The 19,471-nt window shown below is 62.1% G+C and carries 17 protein-coding genes; all 17 read right to left on the minus strand.

Annotated features, from left to right (window positions below; all coding sequences use genetic code 11):
• Window positions 1–16: 16 nt before the first annotated feature.
• The gene (locus ACF8GB_RS12015) at window positions 17–964 is read right to left on the minus strand and encodes an acetyl-CoA carboxylase carboxyltransferase subunit alpha (protein WP_058605311.1); all 948 of its coding nucleotides are present in this window, start codon (window positions 962–964) and stop codon (window positions 17–19) included.
• 106 nt (window positions 965–1,070) lie between these two features.
• A complete protein-coding gene (dnaE, locus tag ACF8GB_RS12020; RefSeq protein ID WP_058639514.1) occupies window positions 1,071–4,595 on the minus strand; it encodes a DNA polymerase III subunit alpha in 3,525 nt (1,174 codons plus the stop codon).
• Window positions 4,596–4,769: 174 nt separating this feature from the next.
• Window positions 4,770–5,393 carry a ribonuclease HII gene (gene rnhB, locus ACF8GB_RS12025; RefSeq protein WP_058639515.1) on the minus strand — a complete coding sequence of 208 codons (624 nt, stop codon included), beginning with the start codon at window positions 5,391–5,393 and terminating at the stop codon, window positions 4,770–4,772.
• A gap of 1 nt (window position 5,394) precedes the next feature.
• The gene (gene lpxB, locus ACF8GB_RS12030) at window positions 5,395–6,522 is read right to left on the minus strand and encodes a lipid-A-disaccharide synthase (protein WP_196185623.1); all 1,128 of its coding nucleotides are present in this window, start codon (window positions 6,520–6,522) and stop codon (window positions 5,395–5,397) included.
• Window position 6,523: 1 nt separating this feature from the next.
• Window positions 6,524–7,300: an acyl-ACP--UDP-N-acetylglucosamine O-acyltransferase gene (gene lpxA, locus ACF8GB_RS12035; RefSeq protein ID WP_027913879.1), complete on the minus strand. Its 777-nt coding sequence runs from the start codon at window positions 7,298–7,300 to the stop codon at window positions 6,524–6,526.
• Complete coding sequence (gene fabZ / locus ACF8GB_RS12040) at window positions 7,297–7,737, minus strand: 3-hydroxyacyl-ACP dehydratase FabZ (protein WP_023534097.1); 441 nt, start codon at window positions 7,735–7,737, stop codon at window positions 7,297–7,299. The genes lpxA and fabZ overlap by 4 nt, the downstream gene beginning before the upstream one ends.
• 112 nt (window positions 7,738–7,849) lie before the next feature.
• A complete protein-coding gene (gene lpxD, locus ACF8GB_RS12045; RefSeq protein ID WP_058639517.1) occupies window positions 7,850–8,905 on the minus strand; it encodes a UDP-3-O-(3-hydroxymyristoyl)glucosamine N-acyltransferase in 1,056 nt (351 codons plus the stop codon).
• Between the two features lies 1 nt (window position 8,906).
• The gene (locus tag ACF8GB_RS12050; protein ID WP_023534153.1) at window positions 8,907–9,410 is read right to left on the minus strand and encodes an OmpH family outer membrane protein; all 504 of its coding nucleotides are present in this window, start codon (window positions 9,408–9,410) and stop codon (window positions 8,907–8,909) included.
• Window positions 9,411–9,454: 44 nt separating this feature from the next.
• Window positions 9,455–11,818: an outer membrane protein assembly factor BamA gene (bamA, locus tag ACF8GB_RS12055; protein ID WP_058639518.1), complete on the minus strand. Its 2,364-nt coding sequence runs from the start codon at window positions 11,816–11,818 to the stop codon at window positions 9,455–9,457.
• Between the two features lie 74 nt (window positions 11,819–11,892).
• Window positions 11,893–13,245 carry an RIP metalloprotease RseP gene (gene rseP / locus ACF8GB_RS12060; protein ID WP_392527085.1) on the minus strand — a complete coding sequence of 451 codons (1,353 nt, stop codon included), beginning with the start codon at window positions 13,243–13,245 and terminating at the stop codon, window positions 11,893–11,895.
• A gap of 67 nt (window positions 13,246–13,312) precedes the next feature.
• A complete protein-coding gene (gene ispC, locus ACF8GB_RS12065; protein WP_392527087.1) occupies window positions 13,313–14,503 on the minus strand; it encodes a 1-deoxy-D-xylulose-5-phosphate reductoisomerase in 1,191 nt (396 codons plus the stop codon).
• A complete protein-coding gene (locus ACF8GB_RS12070; protein ID WP_058603721.1) occupies window positions 14,500–15,315 on the minus strand; it encodes a phosphatidate cytidylyltransferase in 816 nt (271 codons plus the stop codon). Before ACF8GB_RS12070 ends, ispC begins: the two co-directional genes overlap by 4 nt.
• Window positions 15,315–16,070, minus strand: coding sequence for a polyprenyl diphosphate synthase (uppS, locus tag ACF8GB_RS12075; RefSeq protein ID WP_027913873.1), 756 nt, complete (start codon window positions 16,068–16,070; stop codon window positions 15,315–15,317). The genes ACF8GB_RS12070 and uppS overlap by 1 nt, the downstream gene beginning before the upstream one ends.
• A 16-nt stretch (window positions 16,071–16,086) precedes the next feature.
• Window positions 16,087–16,644 carry a ribosome recycling factor gene (gene frr / locus ACF8GB_RS12080; RefSeq protein WP_058639521.1) on the minus strand — a complete coding sequence of 186 codons (558 nt, stop codon included), beginning with the start codon at window positions 16,642–16,644 and terminating at the stop codon, window positions 16,087–16,089.
• Window positions 16,641–17,384, minus strand: coding sequence for a UMP kinase (gene pyrH, locus ACF8GB_RS12085; RefSeq protein ID WP_023534028.1), 744 nt, complete (start codon window positions 17,382–17,384; stop codon window positions 16,641–16,643). The genes frr and pyrH overlap by 4 nt, the downstream gene beginning before the upstream one ends.
• 180 nt (window positions 17,385–17,564) lie before the next feature.
• Entirely contained in the window at window positions 17,565–18,428 is an 864-nt protein-coding gene (gene tsf / locus ACF8GB_RS12090; protein ID WP_058603722.1) for a translation elongation factor Ts, read from the minus strand.
• A gap of 182 nt (window positions 18,429–18,610) precedes the next feature.
• Entirely contained in the window at window positions 18,611–19,348 is a 738-nt protein-coding gene (gene rpsB / locus ACF8GB_RS12095) for a 30S ribosomal protein S2 (protein WP_003252287.1), read from the minus strand.
• Window positions 19,349–19,471: the final 123 nt, after the last annotated feature.

The raw sequence follows: 19,471 nt of genomic DNA on the forward strand, positions 1-19,471 counted from the left end.
GCGGCCCCAAGGGCGATCAGACGCCGTAGCTCATCAGGCGGTCGTAGCGGCGAGCCAGCAATGCGTCGTGGTCCAAGCCGCTGAGCATGTCCAGCTGCTCCACCAGCTCGGCGCGGATGCTTTCGGACATGGCGGCAGGATCACGGTGAGCGCCACCCAGTGGCTCCGGGATGACCTTGTCAACGATGTCCAGGCTCTTGAGGCGCTCAGCCGTGATGCCCATGGCCTCGGCGGCATCGGCAGCCTTGTCGGCCGTCTTCCACAGGATCGAAGCGCAGCCTTCGGGCGAAATGACCGAGTAGGTGGAGTACTGCAGCATGTTCAGCTGGTCGCACACGCCGATGGCCAGCGCGCCGCCCGACCCGCCTTCACCGATCACCGTGGCGATGATGGGCGTCTTCAGGCGCGCCATCACGCGCAGGTTCCAGGCGATGGCCTCGCTCTGGTTACGTTCCTCGGCATCGATGCCTGGATAGGCACCCGGCGTGTCGATGAAGGTCAGGATCGGCATGCGGAAACGCTCGGCCATTTCCATCAGGCGGCACGCCTTGCGGTAACCCTCGGGGCGCGGCATGCCGAAGTTGCGGCGAACCTTTTCCCGCACTTCGCGGCCCTTCTGGTGCCCGATGACCATGACTGGCTTGCCGTCCAGGCGTGCGGTACCGCCAACGATGGCGGCATCGTCGGAGAAGTGGCGGTCGCCGTGCAGTTCTTCGAATTCGGTGAAGATGTGCTGCAGGTAGTCCAGGGTGTAGGGACGACGCGGGTGACGTGCCAGGCGAGCGATCTGCCAGCTGGTCAGGTTGCCGAAAATGCTTTCGGTCAGGGTATTGCTCTTGTCTTGCAGACGGGCAATTTCATCGCTGATGTTCAGCGAATTGTCGTTGCCTACCAGGCGCAGGCCTTCGATCTTGGCTTGCAGGTCGGCAATCGGCTGTTCGAAGTCGAGAAAGTTCGGGTTCATAGTCATCCGTCTTGGGTCTACGGCCAGGCGGCCGGCCGGTTGATCCGTTTGGCGCCATACCTTAAGGGATCAGGCGCCTTCAGGTCGAGATTAAATGTTGAGCGGCTCAACGGTATTGCAAAAAGACGTTCTCACGTCCGAACTGGTCACGCAGGGTCTGAATCAGCCCGTCTGCGGGATCGATGGCCCACTGGTCGCCAAATTGCAGCATGGCCTTGGCATCGCTGCCGGTGTATTCCAGCGTGATCGGGCAGGCGCCGCGGTGACGGGTGATCAGCTCACCCAGCCACTTGAGGCGATCGCCCTTGAGCGCCTCGTGGGCGACCTTCAGGCGCAGGCTCTCGGCCAGCTTTGTGCGGGCATCCTCCAAGGTCATCACCTGCTTGACCCGCAGCCGCAGGCCGCCTGAGAAATCGTCGTTGCTGACCTCCCCTTCGACCACCACCATCGCATCGTTCTGCAGCAGTGATTGGGCCGTGATGTAGGCATCGGCAAACAGCGAGGCCTCGATACGTCCAGACCTGTCATCCAGGGTGACGAACCCCATCTTGTCGCCCTTTTTGTTCTTCATGACCCGCAGGGCGATGATCATGCCGGCAATGGTCTGGGTTTCGCGCGACGGCTTGAGGTCAATGATGCGCTGGCGCGCGAAGCGGCGGATTTCAGCCTCGTATTCATCGATCGGGTGGCCGGTGAGGTAAAGGCCCAGCGTGTCCTTCTCGCCCTTGAGCCGTTCCTTGAGTGTCAGTGGCCGCGCCTTGCGGTAACTGGCATACACGTCAGCGTCCGGTTCGTCGAACATGCCGCCGAACAGGTCGATGTGACCGCTGTCGGCCGTGCGGGCCGTCTGTTCGGCCGCCTTGATGGCATCGCCCAGTGCGGCCAGCAGGATGGCCCGGTTGATGTCGATGTGGGCGTGGTAGGCCTTGATCTCGTCGTGAAAGTGCGGGCCGAGCCGGTCCAGCGCGCCACTGCGCACCAGTGCATCGAGGGTGCGCTTGTTGACGCGCTTGAGGTCGATGCGCTCGCAGAAGTCATACAGGTCCTTGAACGGGCCGCCTTCGGCACGGGCCTCGACGATCGCCTCCACAGGCCCCTCACCCACGCCCTTGATCGCGCCAAGGCCATAGACGATGCGGCCATCGTCGTTGACGGTGAACTTGAAGTCCGAGAAGTTCACATCTGGCGCATCCAGACGCAACTTCATGGTGCGCACTTCCTCGACCAGCACCACCACCTTGTCGGTGTTGTGCATGTCCGCCGACAGCACCGCCGCCATGAACGGTGCCGGGTGGTGGGTCTTGAGCCAGGCCGTCTGATAGGACACCAGGCCATAGGCCGCCGAGTGAGATTTGTTAAAGCCGTAGCCTGCGAACTTCTCTACCAGGTCGAAGATGTTACCTGCAAGATCTTCATCGATTCCATTGTTGGCACAGCCTTCGATGAAGCCGCCGCGCTGCTTGGCCATTTCCTCGGGCTTTTTCTTGCCCATCGCCCGGCGCAGCATGTCGGCGCCGCCCAGGGTGTACCCGGCCATGACCTGGGCAATCTGCATCACCTGTTCCTGATACAGGATGATGCCGTAGGTCGGCGCCAGCACCGGCTGCAAGCCTTCGTACTGATAGTCCGGATGCGGGTAGGCTAGCTCGGCACGGCCGTGCTTGCGGTTGATGAAGTCGTCCACCATGCCCGACTGCAGCGGGCCGGGACGGAACAATGCCACCAAGGCGATGAGGTCTTCGAGGCAGTCGGGCTTGAGCTTCTTGATCAGCTCTTTCATGCCGCGCGACTCGAGCTGGAACACCGCCGTGGTTTCGGCCTTCTGCAACAGCTCGTAGGTCTTGCGATCATCGAGCGGGATGAAGTCGATGTTCAGGTCGGGCAGGTCTTTCTTGGCCTGCTCACGGTTGATGATCTCCATCGCCCACTTGATGATGGTCAGGGTGCGCAGGCCGAGGAAGTCGAACTTCACAAGGCCCGCCGCCTCCACGTCGTCCTTGTCGAACTGGGTGATCAGGCCGCCGCCCTCTTCGTCGCAGGCGATGGGCGAGAAATCGGTGAGCTTGGTCGGCGCGATGACCACGCCACCGGCGTGTTTGCCGGTACCGCGCGTGACGCCTTCGAGCTTCAGGGCCATGTCCCAGATTTCACGAGCGTCTTCGTCACCCTTGAGAAAATCGCGCAGAACTTCTTCCTGCTCGTAGGCCTTCTCCAGGGTCATGCCCACTTCGAACGGAATCATCTTCGACAGACGATCGGCCAGGCCGTAGGACTTGCCTTGCACGCGCGCCACGTCGCGCACCACGGCCTTGGCCGCCATGGTGCCGAAGGTGATGATCTGGCTCACGGCATTACGCCCATAGGCCTCTGCCACGTAGTCGATCACCCGGTCCCGACCGTCCATGCAGAAGTCGACGTCGAAGTCGGGCATGGACACCCGTTCAGGGTTCAGGAAGCGCTCGAACAGCAGGTCGTAGGCCAGTGGGTCGAGGTCGGTGATCTTGAGCACATAGGCCACCAGCGAACCTGCACCCGACCCCCGGCCAGGCCCCACCGGTACGCCATTGTTCTTGGCCCACTTGATGAAGTCCATCACGATCAGGAAGTAGCCGGGGAAACCCATCTGGATGATGATATCCAGCTCGAACTTGAGGCGGTCCAGGTACACCTGGCGCTTTTGCTCGTAGTCGGGCGTGGTCTCTTTCGGCCACAGCACCGCCAGGCGTTCTTCCAGCCCTTCGTGGGACACGTGCCGCAGGTAATCATCGATCCCCATGCCATTGGGCGTCGGGAAGTCGGGCAGGAAGTACTTGCCCAGTTGCACCTGGATATTGCAGCGCTTGGCGATTTCGACGGTGTTGGCCAGGGCGTCCGGCAGGTCGCTGAACAGCTCGGCCATTTCTTCGGCCGACTTCAGGTATTGCTGGTCGCTGTACAGGCGCGGGCGACGCGGATCGTCCAGTGTCCAGCCTTCACCGATGCACACCCGGGTCTCGTGGGCGTCGAAATCGGTCTGCTTGATGAAACGCACATCGTTGGTGGCCACCAGCGGCGCACCCAGCCGATCGGCCAGGGCCACGGCGGCATGCACATACTCTTCATCCCTGGGGCGACTGGTGCGCTGGACTTCGACATAAAAGCGCTCGGGGAACATGGTCATCCAGTCCTCCAGCAGCGCTTGCGCCTCCTCGCTGCGCCCCCCCAGCAACGCCATGCCGATGTCGCCTTCCTTGCCCGCCGACAGCGCGATCAGACCTTCACTGGCCGCTGCAATCCAGTCGCGCTGGATGATGACCAGGCCATTGCGCTGGCCCTCGGTCCAGCCCCGGGAGAGCAGCTCGGTCAGGTTACGATAGCCCTGGGGGTTCATGGCCAGGAAGCAGATGCGCGACAGCGGCGCCTGTGCATCTTCGCCGGCCAGCCACAGGTCGGCACCACAGATCGGCTTGATGCCCGCCCCCATGGCCGCCTTGTAGAACTTGACCAGTGAGCACATGTTGCTCTGGTCAGTGATCGCCACCGCAGGCATGTTCATCCCGGCCAGCGCCTTGGCCAGCGGTTTGATCCGGACCAGACCGTCGACCAGCGAGAATTCGGAGTGGACGCGCAGGTGAACGAAGGAAACCGACATGAATGATCCTGTAGCAGTGCTAAACGACAAGGGCGCGATTGTAGCTCAATTGGGCAGGGGTTTTGGGCGTCGGTTGCCGCCGTGCGACGGTAGGGCTACCTGAGCACGTGCCAGGGTAAGCCGCCCAGCCCGGCCCCGCAGGGCCTAAGCCCCTTAGGTGCGCAATGGCGGGTATCAGATCAGCGAGGCGGTCACAGCCTCACGCACACCCCAGGCGGCACGCACGGGCGCAAACGATCGACGATGAATGGGTGTGGGCCCGAGCCGTGCCAGCGCCTCCAGGTGCACCGGCGTCGGGTAGCCTTTGTGCGCACCTATGCCGTAGCCGGGGTAGATCAGCTCGAAGGCGCCCATCTCGCGATCACGCGTCACCTTGGCCAGGATCGAAGCCGCCGCGATCGCAGGCACTTTGGCGTCCCCCTGCACCACCGACGCCGATGGCACCGACAGCTGCGGGCAGCGATTGCCGTCGATCAAGGCCATGTTCGGGGTGATGTGCAAACCTTCCACCGCGCGCTGCATGGCCAACATGGTGGCATGCAGAATGTTGAGGCGATCGATTTCCTCGACCGCGGCGCGGGCAATGAAAAAGCTCAGGGCCTTGTCGCAAATTTCGTCGAACAAGGCTTCGCGGCGCGCCTGGGTTAGCTTCTTCGAGTCGTTGAGCCCAAGGATTGGGCGTGCCGGGTCGAGGATCACGGCAGCCGTCACCACGTCACCACACAGGGGGCCGCGGCCCACTTCGTCGACGCCGGCGACCAGGTCTTCGACCAGATTGAAATCCAGACCGAACTGCATGTCAGCGTTTCTCCAGCAGGCCCAGCACAGCGTCGGCGGCCTGGTTGGAGGCATCCCGGCGCAAGGTGCGGTGAATCTCGTCGAACGAGTCGGTTTGTCCAGTGCCGTCGCGCAGCAAGGGCAGCAGCGCATCGACCAGCGCTTCGCTGGTCGCGGCGTCTTGCAGCAACTCAGGCACCAGCGCACGGCGCGCCAGCAGGTTGGGCAAGGACACGTAGGGGCTTTTGACCAGCCGCTTGAGTATCCAGTAGGTCAGCGGCGCCAGGCGGTAGGCAACCACCATGGGCCGCTTGAACAGCAGCGCTTCCAGGGTGGCTGTACCCGATGCGATCAGGACGGCGTCACAGGCGGCCAGTGCCTCGTGCGAGCGGCCATCGAGCAGGGTCAACGGCAAGTCGCGCCCCTCGAGCATCTGCTCCAGTTGCGCGCGGCGGGCGTCGTTGGCACAGGGCAGCACGAAGCGCACCCCCGGCACCCGCTGCTGCAAACGTTGCGCTGCATCCAGGAACAACGCACCCAGGCGCCCGACTTCACCCCCGCGGCTGCCGGGCATCAGGGCGACCACCGGACCCTCGCCCAGCCCCAGGGCGGCGCGCGCTGCGGGTCGATCCGCCTGCAGGGCAATGGTATCGGCCAGGGGGTGGCCGACGAATCGCACCGGCACGCCCTGTTCTTCATAGAAGCGGGCCTCGAACGGCAACAGTGTCAGCATCAGGTCACAGCCCTGACGGATTTTCAACACACGCTTCTGCCGCCATGCCCACACTGATGGGCTGACGTAATGAACGGTCTTGATCCCCGCCTGGCGCAGCTTGAGTTCGATCTCCAGGGTAAAGTCGGGCGCATCGATACCGATGAACACGTCCGGCTTCTGCTCGATCAGGGTCTGGACCAGCAGCTTGCGACGCTTGAGCAATTCACGCAGGCGACCAAGCACCTCGACCAGCCCCATGACGGCCAAACGCTCCATGGGGAAGTAGGATTGCAGGCCTTCGGCTTCCATGAGCGGGCCACCGACCCCGATGAAGCGCACATCGGGATGGCGCGCCCTCAAGGCGCGCATCAAGCCGGAACCGAGAATGTCGCCGCTGGCTTCACCCGCGACCAGGGCTACGCAAAGCTGGACCATGTCAGCGAGTGATGCCGCGGGCCGAACTCACGATCGACTGGCGGAACAGCTCGACCTCCGGATGCTGCGCCGCCGGCGCTTCGAGTTCGCGCAATGCATCCTCCACCGTCAGGCCCTGGCGGTAGACGATTTTGTAGCAGCGACGCAGCACATGGATTACTTCGTCGCTGAAACCACGGCGGCGCATGCCTTCAAAGTTCATGCTGCGCGCTTCGGCGGGGCTGCCGAAAACGGTGACGAACGCGGGTACGTCCTTGCCGATGGCCGTGCCCATGCCGGAAAACGCATGGGCACCGATGTGGCAATACTGGTGAACCAGGGTGAACCCGGATAGGATCGCCCAGTCGCCCACATGCACATGGCCCGCCAGCGCGGTGTTGTTGACCAGGATGCAGTGGCTGCCGATCACACTGTCATGGCCAATGTGGGCATAGGCCATGATCAGGTTATGGTCGCCAACGGTGGTTTCGGCGCGATCCTGCACGGTACCACGATGGATCGTGACGCCTTCACGGATGACGTTGTGATCGCCGATCACAAGGCGAGTCGGCTCACCCTTGTACTTGAGGTCCGGGGTGTCTTCGCCAATCGAGGAAAACTGGAAGATACGGTTGTGCTTGCCGATCCGGGTCGGCCCCTTGAGCACAACGTGTGGGCCGATGACGGTGCCCTCCCCGATTTCGACATCGGGGCCAACGATCGACCAAGGGCCCACCTCGACGCCTTCGGCCAGCTTGGCCGAAGGGTCGATGATGGCCCGAGGATCAATCGAATTCATAGGGAGCGTTCCGCACAGGTGATTTCGGCCGAGCATACTGCCTTGCCGTCGACCAGGGCACGGCATTCGAACTTCCAGATCATGCTCTTGCGGCTCAGGAACTTCGCTTCCAGCACCAGCTGGTCACCCGGCAGCACCGGCTGACGGAAACGCAGCTTGTCGGAGCCGACGAAGTAGTACAAGGTGCCGTCGGCAGGTTTGGCATCGAGCATCTTGAAACCGAGAATGCCGGCCGCCTGGGCCATGGCTTCGATGATCAGGACGCCGGGCATGATGGGGTGCGCCGGGAAGTGGCCGTTGAAGAATGGCTCGTTGATGCTGACATTCTTGTAGGCACGAATGCTCTGGGCCTCGTAATCCAGATCCGTCACGCGGTCCACCAGCAGGAACGGGTAACGGTGAGGCAGGTATTCGCGAATCTCGTTGATGTCCATCATTTCGGGGGGAAGCCTGTATAAGAATAGGGAGCGCAGGTGCTGACCACACGCTCCTTTTGCAATCCAAAGAGGAGCCAGCTAGCGACTGTTCACTCTTGCTCAGGAAATGGTATCAGCCTTCTGATGTCGGCTGCCCACCTGAGGTCACGGTATCGACGCGTTTTTCCAGCTGCTGGAGACGCTTGGCCATGTCGTCCAGGTGGCGGATGCGCGCGGCGCTCTTGCGCCAGTCAGCCAGAGGCTGCATGGCAGTACCGGAAGAATAGCCACCCGGCTCGGTGATCGAGCGGGTCACCATGGTCATCCCGGACACGAAAACGTTGTCGCAAACATCGATGTGACCGACCATGCCCACACCACCGGCGATGGTGCAATGCTTGCCGATACGTGTGCTGCCGGAGATACCCACGCACGCAGCCATGGCCGTATGCTCCCCGATCTGCACGTTGTGGGCAATCTGGATCTGGTTGTCGAGCTTGACGCCGTCGGCGATACAGGTGTCGGACAGCGCGCCACGGTCCACGGCCGTGTTCACACCGATCTCCACATCGTCACCGATGCTCACACCGCCGATCTGGGCAATCTTGCGCCACACGCCTTTTTCGTTGGCAAAGCCAAAGCCTTCACCACCGATCACTGCGCCGGACTGGATAACCACCCGTTTGCCGATGGTGACATCGTGATACAGCGTGACCCGCGGCGCCAGCCAGCCCCCTTCGCCGATCACGCAGCGGGCACCGATGAAGCAATGGGCGCCGATGGTGACATGGGCGCCGATACGCGCACCGCTTTCAACGACCGCGAAAGGCCCGACACTGGCCGTCGCATCCACCTGGGCATCCCCGGCCACCACGGCGCTGGGGTGAATCCCCGCCACAGCCTTGGGTTTGGGGTCGAACAGGTGGGAAATGCGGGCATACGCCAGGTAGGGATCGGCAACGATCAGGGCATGACCGGCGAACGCCTCGGCATCGGCCGCCTTGAGCAGCACGGCAGCCGCCTGGCTCTGGTCCAGGTACTTGCGGTACTGCGGGTTGGCAAGAAAGCTCAACTGACCCGGCCCGGCCTCCTGCAAGGTGGCAAGGCCTGTGATCTGCAGCGTCTCGGGACCCTTGAGGGTGGCCCCGAGGGTCTCGGCCAGTTGGCCAAGCGTCATGGTCACGGTCATATCAACGGGCTTGGTTCATACGCTCGATAACCTGGCGGGTGATGTCGTACTGAGGCTTGACATCAATGACCGCACCGCGCTCGAGCACCAGGTCGTAACCGCCCTTCTTGATCACTTCCTCGACAGCGCCGTCCAGCTTGGGCTTGAGCTGCTTGAGCATGTCGCGGTCGGCAACGGCCTTGGCTTCGTTCAGTTCCTTGGACTGGAACTGGAAGTCGCGGGCCTTTTGCTTGAACTCGAGCTCCAGGCGCTCACGCTCCTGCTGCTGCATCTTGTCGCCGCCTTTGATCAGGCGATCCTGGATGCCCTTGGCGCTGCTCTCCAGGCCCTTGAGCTTGGTCAGCTGTGGGCCGAACTTCTTTTCGGCATCCACGGCGTATTTCTTGGCGGCATCGGACTCGAGCAGTGCCATCTGATAGTTCAGAACGGCAACCTTCATTTCGGCGAAAGCCGGGGTGGCGACCAGCGCCGCGGCCACTACGGCCATTTGGGTCAACTTGCGCACGATGAACTCCTGGATAAACCGTTGTCGTTAAGCAAGGGCCGACCTTAGAAGGTCTGGCCCAGAGAGAATTGGAACACCTGGGTGTCTGCCTCGTCCGGCTTCTTGATCGGCATCGCCAGGCTGAAGCTCAACGGGCCCAAGGCCGTGATCCACGTCACGCCAAGACCGACCGAACTGGCCATGTCGGAGAAACCGACCTTAGCGCAGTCCGGTTTTTTACCGCAGTTGGTGTCGAATACGTTACCCACGTCCCAGAAGACCGAGGTACGCAGGGACCGCTGGTCCTTGACGAACGGCAGCGGGAACAGCAACTCGACGCCGCCTTGAACCAGGACGTTGCCACCGAATGGAAGCGGGTCTTGGTCGGGGTCGCGGATGGTGCCTGGTCTGTGACCAACTTCGCCAACCCCTTTACTTGGGGTACTGCGGGGACCGAGGCTACTGTCCTTGAAACCGCGAACAGAGTTGAAACCACCCGCGTAATAGTTTTCATAGAACGGCAAGCCAGAGGTACCCCCAAAGCCATCGCCATAGCCGAGTTCTGTGTGCAGACGCAAGGTGTAGTTCTGGCTGAGTGGCTTGAACAACTGGCCGCGGTAATCGAGCTTGTAGAACGACAAGTCACTACCAGGGATCGTGGTCTCAAGGCTCAAGCTTTGAGAATGGCCCCGCGTCGCCAGTACACCCTTGTTCAAGGTCGACTCGGACCAACCAATCGATGCTTTGAAGTTGGTGAAGTTACTGCCTTCCTTGTCAATGAAATCAAAGATCTCACCGACGGTGTACTTACCCGTCTTCAGCTTGTCCTGCTGCACGCTCAACCCATAGGTCAGGCGCGACGTCTCGCTGATCGGGTAACCCAGGCTCACACCGGCACCCAGGCTGTCCACCGCATAGCTCGCCACGTCGACGTCGAGGTCGTCATAGTCGGTGCTGCGGTAGAAGGCGTTGTAACCCAGGCTCACGCCATCGGCAGTGAAGTAGGGATCAACGAAACCGAAGTTGTATCGCGACTGGTACTCGGACCGGGTCAGGCCAACGGACACCTTGTTACCGGTACCCAGGAAGTTGCTCTGGCTGATCGAGCCACCCAGGATCAGGCCCGCGCTCTGGGCAAAGCCGACGCTGGCGGTGATCGAACCGGAGGCCTGCTCCTCGACGCTATAGTTCACGTCGACCTGGTCGTCGGTACCCGGTACCGGTGGGGTCTCGACGTTCACGTCCTTGAAAAAGCCCAGGCGCTCAAGGCGGGTCTTGGATTGGTCGATCAGGTAGGTCGATGCCCAGCCGCCTTCCATCTGACGCATTTCGCGGCGCAGCACTTCGTCTTCGGTCTTGGTGTTGCCGCGGTAGTTGATGCGGTTGACGTAGGCACGCTTGCCCGGATCGACCACGAACATGATGTCCACGGTGTGATCCTGGTCGTTTGGCTGAGGCACGCCGTTGACGTTGGCGAAGGTATAGCCTTCGTTACCCAGGCGACGGGTGATCAGCTCGGACGTGCTGGTCATCACCTTGCGCGAGAACACCTGGCCCGGCTGCACCAGCAGCAGCGACTTGACCTGGTCTTCCGGCACCTTGAGGTCACCGGAGAGCTTCACGTCACGGACGGTGTATTTCTCGCCTTCGTTGATGTTGACGGTGATGTAGACGTGCTTCTTGTCAGGCGTGATGGACACCTGGGTGGACGCGATGTCCATGTTGATGTAGCCGCGGTCCAGGTAGTAGGAACGCAGACGCTCCAGGTCACCGGACAGTTTTTCACGGGCATACTTGTCGTCGTTCTTGAAGAAGGACAACCAGTTAGTCGTCTTGAGCTCGAACAGCTGCCCCAGGGTGTCGTCATCGAACACGTTGTTGCCAACGATGTTGATGTGCTGGATGGCAGCGACGGTGCCTTCGTTGATCTTGATCTTCAGGGCCACACGGTTGCGCGGCTGCGGCACCACCTCGGCGTCGACCTCGGCCGAGTAACGGCCCTGGGCCACGTACTGGCGCTGCAGCTCGTTACGCACGCCTTCGAGGGTGGCACGCTGGAAGATCTCGCCTTCGGCCAAGCCCGATTGCTTCAGGCCCTTCATCAGGTCCTCGGTACTGATCGCCTTGTTGCCTTCGATCTCGATGCTCGACACCGACGGGCGCTCGACCACATTGATGATCAGCACGTTGCCATCACGGTTCAGCTCGATGTCCTGGAAAAACCCGGTCTTGAACAGCGAGCGGGTCGACTCCACCAGGCGCCGGTCATCGGCCTGGTCGCCCACATTGAGGGGCAAAGCACCGAAGACACTGCCCGCGGAAACCCGCTGCAGGCCGTTGACGCGGATATCGGAGATGGTGAAGGACTCGGCGTGAACTTCAGCGATCATCAGTGCGGAGAGCACCGCAGTTAGCAACAGACGTTTCATGAAGTCCTTTTATTCCAACTGGCAATAAACAACCTGCCGTCATGAACGACAGGTTTCGCAATTGAGCGAAGCTTTTATAGTCGACCCAGATCGTTGATCAGGGCGAGCAGCATCACCCCCAAGACCAAACTGATACCGATCTGGACCCCCCAACCTTGTACCCGATCAGACAACGGACGACCGCGCGCCCATTCAACCAGGTAGAACAGCAAGTGCCCCCCATCCAGTACCGGGATGGGCAGCAGGTTAAGAACCCCCAGGCTTATGCTCAGGTAGGCCAGGAAATTCAGGAAATCCCCCACGCCGGACTGGGCTGAAGCGCCCGCCACTTTAGCAATGGTTATCGGTCCACTCAAGTTTTTTACCGAGAGCTCACCGAACAGCATTTTCTTCAGTGACTGGAGCGTGAGCACGCTCATGTTCCAGGTGCGCGACAGGCCTTCACCCACCGCCTCCACCGGCCCATAGCTGACTTCGCGCAGCATCGAGGCCGGCCATTGACCGCCCTTGACGCCCGCTCCCAGGTAGCCTGCAGCGGCCTCACCCTCGCCCTTCGCGCCCAGCGTCACTGATATATCCAAGGGCGCACCGTCCCGCTCCAGACGCACCACCACTTGGGCGCCGGGCCGCGCGCGCACGGTATCGACCACCTGCTGCCATTCGCTCACCGACTGGCCGCCGATGCCCAGCAACCGGTCACCAGTCTTCAAGCCTGCAGCCGCGGCTGGCCCCTTGGGGTCGATCTCGGCTAGCACCGGCACGATGGCCGGGCGCCAGGGCTCAAGGCCCAGCGAGCGAATCGGATCGGGCTCATCGGCGCCTTTCAACCACTGGTCGAGTTTCACCTGGCGCTGTTGATCGGCACTGCTGCCCTCATCGCGCACACCGATGTTCAGCGTGCCGCTCTCACCCAGGCGGCGCACCAGTTGCAGGTTGACCGCCGACCAGCCATTGGTCGGTTTACCATCCACCGAGACGATTTCCTGGCCGGCCGTCAGCCCTGCAGCCGCTGCCAGGCTACCGGTCTCGACAGTGCCGATGACCGGCCGGATCTGCTGGCTGCCGAGCATCGCCAACACCCAGAAGAAGAAGATGGCCAGCAGGAAGTTGGCGACCGGCCCGGCGGCCACGATCGCAATGCGCTGGCCGACCGGCTTGCGATTGAACGATTGGCCCACCAGCGCAGGGGGCACATCGCCTTCGCGCTCGTCGAGCATCTTCACGTAGCCGCCCAGCGGAATGGCAGCGATGACGAACTCGGTGCCCTGACGATCATGCCAGCGCACCAGCGGCGTACCGAAGCCCACCGAGAAACGCAGCACTTTCACGCCACAGCGACGCGCCACCCAGAAGTGGCCGAACTCGTGGAAGGTGACCAGCACACCCAAGGCGACGAGCGTACCAATGATCGTGTAGAGCGCTGTCATGTCCATCTCCGAATGATGAGCAATGGGTCAGTGGGGATGCTGTTGTCGATAACCGGGCCAGCCCGCCTCAGCGGCCGTTGCGGTGCAGCCAGGCCCAGGCCAGCTCGCGCGCTCGCTGGTCGGCGGCAAACACTGCCTCCAGCGAAGTCAGTGGCACCACGGGCTCCTGGTCCAGTACCTGTTCGATCATACTCGCGATCTCCGGGAAGCGGATACGACCCTGGAGGAACGTCTGCACCGCCACTTCGTTGGCCGCATTGAGCACGGCAGGGGCGCTGTTGCCCACCTGCGCCGCCTGTCGCGCAAGGCGCAGACAGGGGAAACGCTGCTCATCGGGCGCCTCGAAATCCAGGCGAGCAATGCTGAACAGGTCTAGCGGGGCCACCCCGGAATCGATTCGCTCCGGCCAGGCCAGCGCATTGGCGATGGGGGTACGCATGTCCGGATTACCCAACTGCGCCAGCACCGAACCGTCGACGTAATCGACCAGCGAGTGGATCACGCTTTGCGGGTGCACCACCACCTCGACCAGGCTTGGCGGCGCATCGAACAGCCAGCAGGCCTCGATCAACTCCAGGCCCTTGTTCATCATGCTCGCCGAGTCGACGGAAATCTTGCGCCCCATCGACCAGTTCGGGTGGGCGCACGCCTGTTCAGGTGTGACGTCCAGCAAGGCCTCGGTCGATGTCTGACGGAACGGCCCACCCGAGGCCGTCAGCAGAATGCGGCGCACCCCCACAGCGCTCAACCCGCGCCCGTAGTCGCTGGGCATGCACTGGAAGATGGCGTTGTGCTCGCTGTCGATGGGCAGCAACACCGCACCCGACTGGCGCACGGCGTCCATGAACAGGGCGCCGGACATGACCAGCGCTTCCTTGTTGGCCAGCAGCACTTTCTTGCCGGCCTGTACGGCCGCCAAGGTCGGCCGCAGGCCTGCCGCGCCGACGATGGCGGCCATGACCGCATCCACTTCACTGGCACAGGCTACCTGGCACAACCCGGCCTCGCCTTCCAGCACTTCGGTAGCGCACCCTGCCGCCGTCAGGCCCGCACGCAGGCGCCCCGCCGCCTCAGCGCTCGGCACCACGGCATAGGCCGGGCGATGCCGCACGCACAGGGCCAACAGCTCCTCGATGCGCGTGTAGCCGGTCAAGGCGAAGGCCTGATAGCGCTCAGGATGGCGGGCGATCACGTCCAGGGTGCTCAGGCCGATGGAGCCGGTCGCCCCAAGTACGGTAATGCGTTGCACCTGACTCACATCACACCCCATTCGGCCGCCCACAACAGCACGGCGAACAATGGAATGGCCGCCGTCAGGCTGTCGATGCGGTCGAGCACGCCACCGTGGCCGGGTAGTAGGTTGCTGCTGTCCTTGATGCCCGAGCGGCGCTTGAACATGCTTTCGGTCAGGTCTCCGATCACCGAGGCCATCACCACCAGTGCAGCGCCTGCCAGGCCGAGCAGTAGCTGACCGAAGCTCCAGTCACGACTGATACCCACCACCAGGGTGATCACCAGGCTGACCGCCAACCCGCCGTAGACGCCTTCCCAGCTCTTGCCAGGGCTGACCTGCGGCGCCAGCTTGCGCTTGCCGAAGGCCCTGCCGGAAAAGTACGCACCGATGTCGGCCGCCCAGACCAAAGCCATGACCGACAGGATCAGCCAGTTACCCAGCGGCCAGTGCTTGAGCAGCACCAGGCCTTGCCAGGCCGGCAGCAACACCAGCAGGCCGATCAACAGCCGGCAGGCGGCACTGGCCCACAGTTCGCTGGTGCGCGGGTAGGTCAGTACCAGCCAGGTGGCCAGCCCCCACCAGATGACGGCCGCCCCAAGCACCCAGGGGGCCAGTTCCGGGAGGATGTACAGCAGCATCAATGCCCCAGCGACGACCAGGGCATAGGCGACACGCAGCGGCTGAGCCATCAACCCCGCCAAACGCGCCCACTCCCAGGCGCCGAGCGTTACCACCAGGCCGATGAACAGGGCGAAGTTGCCCCCCTCGAGCAGGAAGAACCCGCCCAGCGCTATCGGCAACAGGATCAGCGCGGTAATGATGCGTTGTTTAAGCATTAAGCACGCGCTCCAGCCTCGACCTGCTCGCTGGTCTTACCAAAGCGGCGCTGGCGCGAAGCGAAATCAGCCAATGCACTGCGCATGGCTTCGTGTTTGAAGTCCGGCCAGTAAAGGTCGGAGAAATACAACTCGGCGTAGGCCAGTTGCCACAACAGGAAATTGCTGATGCGATGCTCGCCACCGGTACGGATGCACAAGTCCGGCAAGGGCTGCTCGCCGGTCGCAAGGCACGTCTGCAACAACCCTGGGGTGATGTCATCGGGGCGCAGATGGCCAGCCTGGACTTCACGCGCCAGCCGCTGCGCGGCCTGGGCGATGTCCCACTGCCCACCGTAGTTGGCGGCGATCTGCAGGATGAAACGGCTATTGCCTGCGGTCAGCGCCTCGGCTTCGCGCATGGCAGCCTGCAGTTCCGGGTGAAAGCGGGAGCGGTCACCGATGATGCGCAGGCTGATGTTGTTGTCGTTCAAGCGACGCGCCTCGCGGCGCAGCGCCGAGAAGAACAACTCCATCAACGCACCGACCTCATCGGCAGGGCGCTGCCAGTTCTCACTGGAGAAGGCAAAGAGGGTCAGCACTTCGACGCCGGCCTCGGCGCAGACTTCGATGACTGCACGCACGGCATCGACACCCGCCTTGTGCCCGGCAACGCCAGGCAACAAGCGTCGTTTCGCCCAGCGGTTGTTGCCGTCCATGATGATCGCGACGTGACGCGGCACCGAGGGAGGCACCGCTGGCTTGGTCTTTTCCATTAAAAAAAACCTGGCCTTAGACGGCCATCAGGTCCTTTTCCTTGGCTTTGAAGGCTGCATCCACCTCGGCGACGAACTTGTCCGTCAGCTTCTGGATGTCATCGGCGGCGCGGCGCTCTTCGTCTTCGCTGATGGCCTTGTCCTTGGTCAGCTTCTTCAAGTCCGCCAGGGCGTCACGACGCACGTTGCGCACGGCGACCTTGGCGTCTTCGGCAACGCCGCTGGCCTGCTTGGTGTAGCCCTTGCGGGTTTCTTCGGTCAGGGCAGGCATCGGCACACGGATGGTGGTGCCGGCGCTCGATGGGTTGAGGCCGAGGTCGGAGGTCAGGATGGCCTTCTCGATAGCAGCGCTCAGGTTCTTGTCGTGAGCGACGATCTTCAGGGTGCGCGCGTCCTCGACGCTGATCGCAGCGACCTGGTTCAGCGGCATCTCGCTACCCCAGGCAGTGACCTTGACGCTGTCCAGAATGCTTGGGTGCGCGCGACCGGTGCGGATGGCCGCCAGGTTGCGGCCCAGGGCCTCGATGGACTTGGTCATGCGCTCCTGCGCGTCTTTCTTGATGTCGTTGATCATGCTTGGCCTTCCTCGATCAGAGTGCCTTCAGCGCCGCCCACCACGATGTTCAGCAGAGCGCCTGGCTTGTTCATGTTGAATACCCGCAATGGCATGCCGTGGTCACGGCACAGGCAGATTGCGGTCAAGTCCATCACGCCGAGCTTACGATCCAGGACCTCGTCATAGGTCAGGCGATCGAACTTCTCGGCATGCGGGTCCTTGAATGGATCGGCAGTGTACACACCATCGACCTTGGTCGCCTTGAGCACCACGTCGGCATCGATTTCGATGGCCCGCAGGCAGGCTGCCGAGTCGGTGGTAAAGAACGGGTTGCCGGTACCGGCGGAGAAAATTACCACATCCCCGGAGTTGAGGTGGCGAATCGCTTTGCGACGGTCATAGTGATCGGTGACGCCTACCATGGAGATGGCCGACATGACCAGTGCCGGGATGTTCGAGCGCTCCAGCGCATCGCGCATGGCCAGGGCGTTCATCACGGTGGCCAGCATCCCCATGTGGTCGCCGGTGACGCGATCCATGCCGGCGGCGCTCAGTGCGGCCCCTCGGAACAGGTTGCCACCACCGATGACCAGGCCGACCTGCACACCGATACCGACCAGCTGCCCGACTTCCAGGGCCATGCGATCGAGCACCTTCGGGTCGATCCCGAAGTCTTCGGAGCCCATCAGGGCCTCGCCGCTAAGTTTGAGCAAAATGCGTTTATAGCGAGGTTGGCGACCACTCACCTGCTGAGCCATTGCGAGTCTCTCCTGCGGCGTACTGTAGAAAATTCGTGCGGGCTGTTTGCAGCCTGCTAACTGTAGCGTGGCACCGTTTCGGCGCCAGCGGCGGCAGCGTTGTGTAAACGCCTCGCCGCTTTGACAAAGAGGCTGCGCGCGTGAGCGGGCAGCCTCTTTGGGGCGACAGACGGGGCTGTCTTACTGCTTGGCAGCAGCAACCTGTGCGGCAACTTCAGCAGCGAAGTCGTCGACGGGCTTCTCGATGCCTTCGCCAACCTTGAAGTAGGTGAAGGAAACGATTTCAGCACCGGCTTTCTTAGCCAGTTCGCCGACCTTGACTTCCGGGTTCATGACGAACGCCTGCTCTTTGAGCGAGGCTTCAGCCTTGAACTTGGTGATGCGGCCGTTGATCATGTTTTCAACGATGTTTTCCGGCTTGCCGGCGATCTTGTCGGCGTTCAGCTGCAGGAAGACACCCTTCTCGCGCTCGATGGCTTCGGCGGAGATTTCCGACGAGTCCAGGAACTCGGGGTTGGACGCTGCAACGTGCATGGCGATGTTCTTGGCCAGCTCGACGTCACCGCCTTTCAGGACAACGACAGCACCGATCTTGTTGCCGTGCAGGTAGGCGCCGACTACGTCGCCTTCCACGCGCACCAGGCGACGGATGTTGACGTTTTCGCCGCACTTGGCGACCAGGGCTTCACGGGCAGCTTCACGCGAGGCGATCAGCGGAGCGGCGTCGGTCAGCTTCTGGGCGAAGGCTTCTTCCAGGCTTTCGGCGACGAAGTTCTTGAAGTCGTCTTGCAGGGCCAGGAAGTCGGTCTGCGAGTTCACTTCCAGCAGTACGGCGGCCTTGCCGTCGGTCTTGACGGCGATCGCGCCTTCGGCAGCCACGTTGCCAGCCTTCTTGGCGGCCTTGATGGCGCCCGAGGCACGCATGTCGTCAATGGCTTTTTCGATGTCGCCGCCAGCCTTTTCCAGGGCTTTCTTGCAATCCATCATGCCTTCGCCGGTACGCTCGCGCAGTTCTTTGACCAGCGCTGCAGTAATTGCTGCCATTTCAAAATCCTCTTGGAAAGTTTTTCAACCATTCCACCCGTTTGTGACGGGCGTTCAATTCTGCTAATCCGCTGTCTGTGCCTGCATGCCCATGGAAGGGACGGCTGTCGACAGCAGGATTTCAAGGTGGCAAAAAGGGGGCATAGCCCCCTTTTCGCGTGCCAAGTCGACGCTAGCGTCTATTACTCGGCAGCAGGTGCAGCCGCTTCTTCAGCGTAGACTTCGGTGCCGCCAGCAACATTGTTGCGGCCACGGATGACAGCGTCAGCCATGGAAGTCATGTACAGCTCGATAGCGCGAATGGCGTCATCGTTACCTGGGATGATGTAGTCAACACCTTCCGGGCTGCTGTTGGTATCGACAACACCAATGACCGGGATACCCAGTTTGTTGGCTTCGGTGATCGCGATGCGCTCGTGATCAACGTCGATGACGAACAGAGCGTCAGGCAGACCGCCCATGTCCTTGATGCCGCCCAGGCTGCGGTCCAGTTTTTCCAGATCGCGGGAGCGCATCAGGGCTTCTTTCTTGGTCAGCTTGGCAAAGGTGCCATCTTCGGCCTGAGTTTCCAGGTCGCGCAGACGCTTGATCGAAGCACGGATGGTCTTGTAGTTGGTCAGCATGCCGCCCAACCAACGGTGGTCAACGTACGGCGAACCGCAGCGAGCAGCTTGCTCGGCGACGATCTTGCCGGCGGAACGCTTGGTGCCGACGAACAGGATCTTGTTCTTGCCCTGGGCCAGGCGCTCTACGAACGACAGAGCGTCGTTGAACATCGGCAGGGTTTTTTCCAGGTTGACGATGTGGATCTTGTTGCGCGCACCGAAAATGTACTTGCCCATTTTCGGGTTCCAGTAACGGGTCTGGTGGCCGAAGTGCACACCGGCCTTCAGCATATCGCGCATGTTGACTTGGGACATGATAGTTCCTTGATAAGTCGGGTTGGGCCTCCACGTATCCCAATGACCAACCCGCGAACCCTGAAGCTCGGGGCACCCAGGCCATCGTGTCGACACGTGTGTGGGTTTGGATGCAGACGGAGC

Origin of the sequence: Pseudomonas sp. xss_4, assembly GCF_043104125.1 — a bacterium.
Taxonomy (GTDB): Bacteria; Pseudomonadota; Gammaproteobacteria; order Pseudomonadales; family Pseudomonadaceae; genus Aquipseudomonas; species Aquipseudomonas parafulva_B.